Annotated in this window: 10 protein-coding genes; 7 read left to right on the top strand and 3 right to left on the bottom strand. The window is 66.5% G+C overall.

Going from position 1 to position 9,277, the window contains the following annotated elements:
- Both ASE61_RS07530 and ASE61_RS07525 read right to left on the bottom strand, forming a co-directional pair.
- The coding region (locus ASE61_RS07530; protein WP_320409857.1) for a CoA-transferase at positions 1-204 on the bottom strand (204 nt) is incomplete at its 3' end.
- A 185-nt stretch (positions 205-389) separates the two neighbouring features.
- The gene (locus tag ASE61_RS07525; RefSeq protein WP_061966286.1) at positions 390-824 is read right to left on the bottom strand and encodes a PACE efflux transporter; all 435 of its coding nucleotides are present in this window, start codon (positions 822-824) and stop codon (positions 390-392) included.
- Between the two features lie 94 nt (positions 825-918).
- Between ASE61_RS07525 and ASE61_RS07520 the strand changes: the two genes are divergently transcribed.
- Complete coding sequence (locus ASE61_RS07520) at positions 919-1,806, top strand: LysR family transcriptional regulator (RefSeq protein ID WP_061966270.1); 888 nt, start codon at positions 919-921, stop codon at positions 1,804-1,806.
- A gap of 12 nt (positions 1,807-1,818) precedes the next feature.
- Here ASE61_RS07520 and ASE61_RS07515 read toward each other — a convergent pair whose 3' ends face one another.
- Positions 1,819-2,691, bottom strand: a complete 873-nt coding sequence (locus ASE61_RS07515; protein ID WP_061966269.1) for a MurR/RpiR family transcriptional regulator — start codon at positions 2,689-2,691, stop codon at positions 1,819-1,821.
- Positions 2,692-2,788: 97 nt separating this feature from the next.
- Between ASE61_RS07515 and ASE61_RS07510 the strand changes: the two genes are divergently transcribed.
- From ASE61_RS07510 to ASE61_RS07485, 6 genes are all read left to right on the top strand, one after another.
- Complete coding sequence (locus ASE61_RS07510) at positions 2,789-4,402, top strand: ABC transporter substrate-binding protein (RefSeq protein WP_061966268.1); 1,614 nt, start codon at positions 2,789-2,791, stop codon at positions 4,400-4,402.
- An 83-nt stretch (positions 4,403-4,485) separates the two neighbouring features.
- Positions 4,486-5,463, top strand: coding sequence for an ABC transporter permease (locus ASE61_RS07505; RefSeq protein ID WP_061966267.1), 978 nt, complete (start codon positions 4,486-4,488; stop codon positions 5,461-5,463).
- A complete protein-coding gene (locus ASE61_RS07500; protein ID WP_061966266.1) occupies positions 5,460-6,368 on the top strand; it encodes an ABC transporter permease in 909 nt (302 codons plus the stop codon). The genes ASE61_RS07505 and ASE61_RS07500 overlap by 4 nt, the downstream gene beginning before the upstream one ends.
- Positions 6,365-7,357: an ABC transporter ATP-binding protein gene (locus tag ASE61_RS07495; RefSeq protein ID WP_061966265.1), complete on the top strand. Its 993-nt coding sequence runs from the start codon at positions 6,365-6,367 to the stop codon at positions 7,355-7,357. The genes ASE61_RS07500 and ASE61_RS07495 overlap by 4 nt, the downstream gene beginning before the upstream one ends.
- A complete protein-coding gene (locus ASE61_RS07490) occupies positions 7,354-8,373 on the top strand; it encodes an ABC transporter ATP-binding protein (RefSeq protein WP_061966264.1) in 1,020 nt (339 codons plus the stop codon). The genes ASE61_RS07495 and ASE61_RS07490 overlap by 4 nt, the downstream gene beginning before the upstream one ends.
- Complete coding sequence (locus ASE61_RS07485; protein WP_061966263.1) at positions 8,370-9,245, top strand: hydrolase; 876 nt, start codon at positions 8,370-8,372, stop codon at positions 9,243-9,245. The genes ASE61_RS07490 and ASE61_RS07485 overlap by 4 nt, the downstream gene beginning before the upstream one ends.
- The last annotated feature ends 32 nt before the right edge of the window (positions 9,246-9,277 follow it).

The raw sequence follows: 9,277 nt of genomic DNA, 5'->3' as shown, positions 1-9,277 counted from the left end.
CTGCAGCAGCATCCACAGGCCGAAGCCGTCGGCGCCGGCATTGTTCGAGATCACGGTGATGTTCTTCACGCCGGAATCGCGGATCTGCGGGATCAGGCTCTCGGGGTTGCCCGACAGGCCGAAGCCCCCGGACATGATCGTCATGCCATCGAAAAGCAGCCCTTCGAGCGCCGCGCCCGGGCCATCATAGATCTTACCTGTCATCGCTTCTCCCCGGCGCGGCCTGATGCCGCGTCACGCAATCCCGGCCGGGACGGAGCAGGCCGTCCCGGTGGTTCCGCTTCGATCAAAATACGATCGCCGGCGAATGTCCATGGCTGCCGTGGCATAGGCTGCCGGCACGCAGAGGGGAAACCGGAGACTTTCGCCGGTCAGAGCGGCAAAGAGGCTCAGGCTGCGGCCATTTGCGGCACCGTGGGGATCGGGAAGACCCGGTCATAGGCCAGATTGAAGAGGAAGGCGTAGACCACGTAGAAAACCACGATGGCGAGATCCATCACGAAGGTCTGCCACAGGCCCATGCCGAGATACCAGGCCATCGGCGGCAGCAGCAGGACAAGCAGGCCGCCTTCGAACAGCAGCGCATGCAGCACGCGCAACGCCAGGCTCTTGCGGGTGTGTCCGATGAAGCGAAGCATCGCGTGGTCGAAGCCGAGATTGTAGACGAAGTTCCAGAGCGTCGCGACGGTGGCCGAGCCGACGCCGATCACGCCCATATGCGTCGCGGGCAGGTTGAAGAGCATGGCGCCGCCGGGGATCACCAGCGCAAGCCCGAGCACCTCGAACAGCACCGTATGGCGAACCCGGTCGGGGAAAGAACGCATGGACATCCGAAATACCTGTTGTTCTCGTTGACGCGCTGCCTTCTATCGTCAAATCTGGCTTTCTCAAGTTAGGTTATATCTGATTGTCAGATAGATGAATGTCTCCTTCGAGCAGCTCGAAGCCTTCGTTGCGGCTGCCGAGCAGGGTTCCTTCTCGGCAGCGGGACGGGCTTTGCGCAAGGCGCAGTCGGCAGTGAGCACGCAGGTCGCCAATCTGGAAGAGGATCTGGGCGTCGCATTGTTCAGTCGCGCCGGTCGCAATCCCGTGCTCACGGCGGCAGGCGAGCGCCTGTTGCGCGAGGCCAGGGTCATCCTGGACCGCCGCGAACACCTGATCGGCGTCGCCAGCAGCTTCGAGAACCATGTCGAGACGCGGCTCGTCGTCGCCATCGACGAGCTTTATCCGGAGCATCTGCTGGGCGCGCTCTTCGCCGATTTCGCGCGGCATTTCCCGCATGTCGAGCTGGAGCTGCTGTTCCCGCTGATGGAGGATGTCAGCCAGCTCGTCCTGGCCGGCCAGGCCGATATCGGCGTGATGTGGCGCCAGGAGTTGCTGCCGCCCGAGCTCGGCTTCCAGACGGTCGGCTGGGTGCCGATCAAGCTCGTCTGCGGCAAGGGCCATCCGCTCGCCGGCACCCGCGTCGACTGGGAAGAACTGAAGCGGCATCGCCAGATCCTCGTCGCGGCGCGTGGCGACGGACCGGAAAAGCAGCGCCTGCGCGTCGCGGCCGAGGTCTGGTGGGTCGAAAGCCATTGGGTGATCCTGCAACTGGTCAAGCAGGGCATCGGCTGGGCCTTCGTCTCCAGCTACGTCATCGAGAATTCGCCGGTGACGGCCGATCTCGTCACGCCTGATCTTCAGTTCGACAATTTCGACCTGCCGGTCGCCTTGGAAATGGTCTGGCACAAGCAGCGCCCCTGCGGCCCGGCAGCGCGCTGGCTGCGCGAGCGCTTCGCGGCAGCGCGCATCGGAGCCGCCTGAGCCTCCTGTCCGCTACTGGTGGAACGTCCAGAGCAGATTTTCGCTCAGCTCCTTCAGGGCTTCGACCGCGTCCGGGCGCTCCCGCGCGATGGCGGCGATGAGCGCATCCACCAATGCGAAGACCGCGGTCGGCGAATTCGGCAGCAGCCTGCTGCGGGCCGGTGCGAACAGGGTGACGTCCGCGACGGGAGCGAGCGGCGAGGTCGGGCTGTCGGTCAGGGCCAGCAGCGCGGCGCCGCGCTTCTTGGCGAAGGTCGCGAGATCGAGCGTGGCGCGTGAATAGCGCGGCACCGCGATCGCGACGACGAGGTCGTCCGGGCGTGCCGACATCATGTGTCGGATGGCGCGCTCCGGCCCGGTGCGCGAGGAGGCGAAGGTCACGTCGGCATCGAGATAGAGCGCCAGCCCGTCCTCCAGGAAGGAGGCGACATGGTGGCTCGCGCCCGAGGCGGCGATGAAGACGCGCGGCGCCTTCAGCAGCAATTCGACGGCCTTGGTCACGGACGCCTCGTCGAGCCCGTCGCGGGCGGCCTGGAGATTGGCGTTCTGGTCGGCGAGCGCGGCGGTGAAGGTTGCGAAGATCGAGCCGGCGGCGGAGCGGGCGCCGGCGAAATTGTCGACCGGGTCATGGGCGAATTTCAGAGCAGCCGAGAGCGCGCCGCGGAACTCGCCATAGCCGCCATAGCCGAGCGCCCGGACGAAGCGCGTCACGGTCGCATTGGAGGTGCCGCTGCCCTCGGCCAGCCCCTCGATCGTCATGGTCGCGACGTCGAGCGGATGCTGCAGGACGAAGTCCGCGGCACGGCGGTGGCCGTTGCTCAGCGAGGGGTAGATCCGGGCGATCCGGTTCGAGAGATCCGTCGTCGGCTTCAGGCCCTGTGACATGCGCGGCTACCCGATTGACGTTCGAAAATTTTCATGTTTGCTACTGGACGAAAATAAAGCTGTCAAAAGCGGTTCTCAATCGGGAGCGGACCACACCATGCGTAAACCCCTTTTCCTCGCGGCTTTCGCGGCCGCCTGTCTCGCCGGTACGGCGGTTTCGGCGCAGACGCTGCGCATCGCGTTGTCGTCGGAGCCGACGGCGGTCGATCCGCACTACCATGACCTCTCTCCCAACAATGCGCTGGCCCAGCACATCTTCGATTCGCTGGTGCGCCAGGACGAACAGCAGAAGCTGCATCCGAACCTCGCGACCTCCTGGCAGAACGACGGCAAGAACCGCTGGACCTTCAAGCTGCGCGACGGCGTGAAGTTCACCAACGGCAAGCCCTTCACCGCCGAGGACGTGGTTTTCACCTTCTGCCGCACGCTGAAGAACGAGACCAAGGTCTCGGATTCATTCGCCGATATCACCGGCAATTTCGCCTCGGTCGAAATGCCCGACGCGCAGACGCTGGTGATCAACACGAAGGAGCCCGAGCCGCTGCTGCCCAACCTGCTTTCGGGCCTCAGCATCCTCTCGGCCTCGAGCGTCGAGCACGGCCCGATCAGCTACGACATCGCCAAGAATTGCGGCGTCACCGGTGCCTGGCCGACGGTGACCGGCTTCAACGACGGCACGCTCGCCATCGGCACCGGCCCCTACAAGCTCAAGTCCTATGTGCGGGGATCCGCGATCGAGCTCGAACGCAACCCGACCTATTGGGGCAAGGCCGAGCCTTGGGCGACCGTGCGCCTGCTCCCGGTGACCAATGCCGGCCCGCGTCTCGCGGGTCTCCTTGCCGGCGACTATGACGTGATCGAGAACCCGGCGGCGCGCGATCTCGGCCGCATCAAGGGCGACAAGCGCTTCGGCCACGTCATCACGCCCTCGACCCGCGTGGTCTATTTCCAGCTCGACGTCGCCCGCGACCAGAGCCCCTTCGTCAAGTCCGAGGACGGCAAGAATCCGCTGAAGGACCTGCGCGTCCGCAAGGCGATGTCGCTCGCCATCGACCGCGATGCCATCGTCAAGCGCATCATGGACGGTGCGGCGGAGCCGGCCTACCAGTACCTGCCGACCGGCATGTCCGGCACGCGGCCGAACCCGCCGAAGCTGGCCTATGACCCGGCGCAGGCGAAGAAGCTGCTCGCCGAGGCCGGCTATGCCAAGGGCTTCCAGCTCACGCTCTCGACCACCAACGACCGCTACATCAACGACAGCCAGATCACCCAGGCCGTCGCGCAGTACCTGACCCAGATCGGCATCAAGACCGAGGTCGACGCGATGACCCGCGCGATCTATTTCCCGCGCCGCGCCAAGAAGGAATTCTCCGTCGCGATCGGCGGCTGGGGCTCCGGCACCGGCGAGGCGGCCTCCTTCCTGCGCCAGTGGCCGCCGACCCCGAACGAGGCCAAGACGATCGGCGGATCGAACTATGGCGGCTACAAGAACGACCAGTTCGACAAGCTGATCCGCGAGGCGATCTCGACGCTCGACGACAACAAGCGCTCGCAGCTCCTGCAGGAGGCCGGCAAGATCGTCGTCGAGGACTACGCCTTCATCCCGCTGCACTTCGAGAGCGGCATCTGGGCCTTCAAGTCCGAGCTCGACGTCAAGGGCCGCGCCGACCAGTACATGCTGGCGATGTCGGTCAAGCCGAAAGCCAAGTAAGCCGCCGGCCGACAACCCATCGACAAGCCGGGCCGCCTGCCAAGGGCGGCCCGTGAACCATTCAGTGGAGCCGGTCGAGCGTCATGACCGCCTATGTCCTGCAGCGATTGATCCAGAGCGTGCTCGTGCTGCTCGCGGTTTCGGTCGTGGTGTTCTTCGCCGTCTACGGCATCGGCGATCCCGTCGAATTGCTCGTCTCGCCCTCGGCCAGTGCGGCCGAACGCGAGGCGCTGGTCCGGCGGCTGGGTCTCGACCTGCCGGTCTGGCAGCAATATTTCGTCTTCATGGGCAATGCGCTGAAAGGCGATCTCGGCCGCTCCTTCGTGCATGGCGTGCCGGCGATCGAGCTGATCCTCGGCCGTCTGCCGGCGACCTTCGAACTCGTGCTGCTGTCGATGACGCTCGCCATCGTCACCGGCGTTCCGGTCGGCCTCTATGCCGGGCTCGACCCGGACAGCCGGCCTTCGCGCATCATCATGGGCGGTACGGTGCTGGGCTTCTCGCTGCCGAGCTTCTGGAAGGGCATGATGCTGATCCTGCTCTTCGCGGTGGTGCTGGGCTGGCTGCCGACGGCTGGGCGCGGCGAGACGGTCTCCGTCCTGGGCATCCAGACCAGCCTTCTGACCCGGGACGGGCTCACCCATCTCGCGCTGCCGGCAATCAACCTCGCCATACCCCAGATCGCGCTGATGATCCGCCTTGTCGCCGCCGGCACGACCGAGGCGATGACGCAGGATTACGTCAAATATGCCCGCGCCAAGGGCGTCAGGCCGCGCCGCGTCGTCGGCCGCCATGTACTGCGCAACATCCTGATCCCGGTCGTCACCGTAATCGGCATCGAGTTCGGCAGCCTCGTCGCCTTCTCGACGATTACCGAAACGGTCTTCGCCTGGCCGGGCATGGGCAAGCTTTTGATCGACTCGGTCTACCAGCTCGATCGGCCGGTGGTCGTCGCCTATGTCCTGCTGGCGACGCTGCTCTTCGTCACCGTGAACTTCCTCGTCGACATCCTCTATGCCGCGCTCGACCCGCGCGTGAAGCTGACGGGAGAGATGGCATGAGCGCCGAGGCCAAGGCTCCGGCCGTCCCTGATTATGCCGACACGCCGCTCCGCGAAAAGGTGCTGCGGCGCATCCGCAACCGGCCGACGACGCGCGGCGCCGCGATTCTGCTCGGCATCATGGTCGCGCTGGCCCTGCTCGCGCCGGTCATCGCGCCGCAGAATCCGCATGATCTCGCTTCGCTCAGCGTGATGGATAACCGCCTGCCGCCGGGCGAGGCCGGCATGAACGGCATGACCTATTGGCTCGGCACGGATTCGCAAGGGCGCGACATGCTGAGCGCCATCCTCTACGGCCTGCGCACCAGCCTGATGGTCGGGCTCACCGCGACGCTGGGCGCGCTCTTCATCGGCATCTCGGCCGGGCTTGTCGCCGCGCAGTTCGGCGGGGTGGTCGACGCTGTGATCATGCGCGTCGTCGACTTCATGCTCGGCTTCCCCTCGATCCTGATCGCGCTCGTGCTGCTCGCCTCGATCGGGCGCGGGGTCGACAAGGTCATCCTCGCCATCATCCTCGTGCAATGGGCGCAGTACGCCCGGTTGATGCGCGCTTCCGCGCTGGTCGAACGGCGCAAGGAATATATCGAGGCGGCGCTGAATTTCGGCCTGCCGACCCGGCACATCATGATCGCGCATCTCTTGCCGAACTCGGTCGGCTCGGTGCTGGTCGTCGCCTCGATCAGCATTGCCGGCGCGATCACGCTGGAGGCGACGCTGTCCTTCCTCGGTGTCGGCGTGCCGGTGACGCAGCCCTCGCTCGGCCTGCTGATCGCCAATGGCTTCGAGTTCCTGCTCTCCGGCGAATACTGGATCGCGGTCTTCCCCGGCATTGCGCTGGTGCTGCTGATCGGCTCGCTCAACCTCGTCGGCGACCGGCTGCGCCGCAGCTTCAACGTGCGCTCATGACCGATCTCACGACCGATCCCTTGCTCGAGGTCCGCGGCCTCCGAACCGTTTTCCACGCCGTCGATGGCGCCTGGCCTGCCGTCGACGGCGTCGATCTCAGCGTCTCGCGCGGCGAGGTTTTGGGGCTCGTCGGCGAATCCGGCTCCGGCAAGTCGGTGACCGGCTTCTCGCTGGTGCGCCTGATCGATCCGCCAGGTGAGATCGTCGCCGGCACGATCAGCTTCGGCGGCGAGGATCTGCGTGCTGCCAGCGAGGAGCGCCTGCGCGATCTGCGCGGCGACCGCATCGCCATGATCTTCCAGGACCCGTTGATGACGCTGAACCCGGTGCTCAGCATCGGCGAGCAGATGAGCGAGGCGATCCTGGAGCATCGCGATTGCAGCCGCGATGAGGCGCTCAGTGAAGCGGCCAAGGCGCTGGCTCGCGTCGGCATCTCCTCGCCGGAAGCGCGGTTGAAGCAGTTCCCGCACGAGTTCTCCGGCGGCATGCGCCAGCGCGTCGCAATCGCGACGGCGCTGCTCAACGCGCCCGACCTGATCATCGCCGACGAGCCGACGACGGCGCTCGACGTCACCATCCAGAGCCAGATCCTGTTCGAGGTGCAGAAGCTCGCCCGCGAGACCGGGACGGCCGTGCTCTGGATCACGCATGATCTCGCCGTGGTGGCCGAACTCGCCGACCGGGTGGCGGTGATGTATGCCGGCCGCGTCGTCGAGATCGGGCCTGTCGACGCGGTGCTCGACGCTCCGCGCCATCCCTATACGCTCGGCCTGCTCAACTCCTCGGCCGCCAATGTCGCGCCCGGCGCACGCCTGAACCAGATCGACGGCGTGGCGCCGCGCATCGATGCGCGCCCAAGCGGCTGCCCGTTCCGCCCGCGCTGCCCGCGCGTCCAGCCGGTCTGCGCGGAGCGCGATCCCGAAGCGACAGGCGAGGGCGCGCATCGCTTCCGCTGCCACAATCCGGTGCCGGTGGGAGAAGCGGCATGAATGCCCAGACCGGCGCCCCGATCATCGAGCTCAAGGGCATCACCAAGCATTTCCGCCGCAAGCCGACGCTGGCTGAACGCATCCTGATGGCGACCGGACGTGGCAAGGCGCCGCCGGTGTTGCGCGCCGTCGACGGCATCGATCTCAGCGTCAAGCGCGGCGAGGTGCTCGGCCTCGTCGGCGAATCCGGCTGCGGCAAGTCCACGCTGGCGCGCGTCGTTACCGGCATCCTGAAGCCGACGACCGGCGAGGTGGTCTACGAACAGCAGCCTGTGGCGGGCCTGAAGGGCAAGGAGCGTCTCGATTTCCTGCTCAAGGTCCAGATGATTTTCCAGGACCCCTATGCCTCGCTCGATCCGCGCATGAAGGTCAGCCGCATCGTCGGCGAGGCCTTGAGCGTCCACAAGCTGTTGCCGAAGGCGGAGATCGATGGGGCGGTCGACCAGGCGCTGAGCGAGGTCGGGCTCGATCTCGCCTATCGCGAGCGCTATCCGCACCAGTTCTCGGGCGGGCAGCGCCAGCGCATCGGCATCGCGCGGGCGCTTGCGGTGAAGCCGGATTTTCTGGTCTGCGACGAGCCGGTCTCGGCGCTCGACGTCTCGATCCAGGCACAGGTCATCAACCTGTTCATGGATGTGCGGGAGCGCCACGGCCTGACCTATCTCTTCGTCAGCCATGATCTCGGCCTCGTCCGGCATATCAGCGACCGCGTCGCAATCATGTATCTCGGCCGTATCGTCGAGGTCGGCACGGCTGCGGAGATCTTTGCCGAGCCGGCGCATCCCTATAGCGCGGCACTGATCGCCGCCATTCCCTCGGCGGCGCGGCGCAAGCGCGCCTTCCAGCCGCTCAAGGGCGAGTTGCCCTCCCCATTGGCGCCGCCGCCCGGCTGCCCGTTCCATCCGCGCTGCGAGCAGGCGATGCCGGTCTGCCGCGAGGTCCGGCCGGTCCTCACCGAGGTCGCGCCCGGCCGCAGCGCCGCCTGCCATCTGCACAAGGCTCCGGAGGCCGCATGACACCCAAGACCCTCAACCCGCCGGTCGGGCGCAGCGCGCTGCCCTTCATCGATGCGAGCCATCCGGACAAGCCTCTGGAGGTCAATTTCTACCGCCCGGCACGGCATCAGCCGAATGATCCGGTCATCGTCGTGCAGCATGGCATGTTGCGCAATGGCGACGATTATCGCGATTTCTGGATCGACGCGGCCGAGAAGCACAACCTGCTGATCGTCGCGCCGACCTTCCCGAACGAGCCTTTCCCGAAGGCCGAGGGCTATAATAATGGCTTGGTGATCACGACGGATGGCGCCGTGGCGCCGCGCGCCGAATGGCTCTACGCCGTGCCCGGCCGCGTGCTCGACGCGCTGCGCGCTGCCGGCGTCATCGACAAGCCGGTCATCCGCATCTTCGGCCATTCGGCTGGTGGCCAGTTCGTGCATCGCATGCTGGCGACGGAGGGCGGCGCGCTGTTCGAAGCGGCGATGGCGTCCAATCCCGGCTGGTACACCCTGCCGACGCCGGAGCGGAATTTCCCGGAAGGGCTCGGCGGGCTCGGGCTCGACAAGGCAGCGCTCGTGCGCTGGCTCGCCTATCCGATGATCCTGTTCGCGGGGGACCGCGACATCGTCACCGACGACCCGAACCTGCCGTCGCAGCCGGAAGCCCTGGCGCAGGGGCCGCATCGCTACGGCCGCGCCCATAACATGCTGGAATTCGGCCGGGCCGAGGCGGCGCGCCTCGGCGTGCCCTGCAACTGGCAATTGATCACGGTCGGCGGCATCGGCCATGACGGGGCGGCGATGTCGCGCGCGGCCGCGTCCTATTGGTTCGAGGGCGGCCGGATTCCGCCGGCCGAAGAGCTCGGCAAGCAGGCGGCACCGGTTCTCTGACAGCCTGCTATACAGCCTCGCCCGTCGCGGGC

The sequence above is a fragment of the Allobosea sp. Root670 genome (genome assembly GCF_001429415.1).
Taxonomy (GTDB): Bacteria; Pseudomonadota; Alphaproteobacteria; order Rhizobiales; family Beijerinckiaceae; genus Allobosea; species Allobosea robiniae.
This window is presented reverse-complemented; position numbering and strand designations above follow the sequence as displayed.

Excerpts from the sequence above, each read along its gene's own strand:
- ASE61_RS07525 (WP_061966286.1), bottom strand. The coding sequence starts at position 824 with ATGCGTTCTTTCCCCGACCGGGTTCGCCATACGGTGCTGTTCGAGGTG.
- ASE61_RS07520 (WP_061966270.1), top strand. The coding sequence starts at position 919 with ATGAATGTCTCCTTCGAGCAGCTCGAAGCCTTCGTTGCGGCTGCCGAG.
- ASE61_RS07515 (WP_061966269.1), bottom strand. The coding sequence starts at position 2,691 with ATGTCACAGGGCCTGAAGCCGACGACGGATCTCTCGAACCGGATCGCC.
- ASE61_RS07510 (WP_061966268.1), top strand. The coding sequence starts at position 2,789 with ATGCGTAAACCCCTTTTCCTCGCGGCTTTCGCGGCCGCCTGTCTCGCC.
- ASE61_RS07505 (WP_061966267.1), top strand. The coding sequence starts at position 4,486 with ATGACCGCCTATGTCCTGCAGCGATTGATCCAGAGCGTGCTCGTGCTG.
- ASE61_RS07500 (WP_061966266.1), top strand. The coding sequence starts at position 5,460 with ATGAGCGCCGAGGCCAAGGCTCCGGCCGTCCCTGATTATGCCGACACG.
- ASE61_RS07495 (WP_061966265.1), top strand. The coding sequence starts at position 6,365 with ATGACCGATCTCACGACCGATCCCTTGCTCGAGGTCCGCGGCCTCCGA.
- ASE61_RS07490 (WP_061966264.1), top strand. The coding sequence starts at position 7,354 with ATGAATGCCCAGACCGGCGCCCCGATCATCGAGCTCAAGGGCATCACC.
- ASE61_RS07485 (WP_061966263.1), top strand. The coding sequence starts at position 8,370 with ATGACACCCAAGACCCTCAACCCGCCGGTCGGGCGCAGCGCGCTGCCC.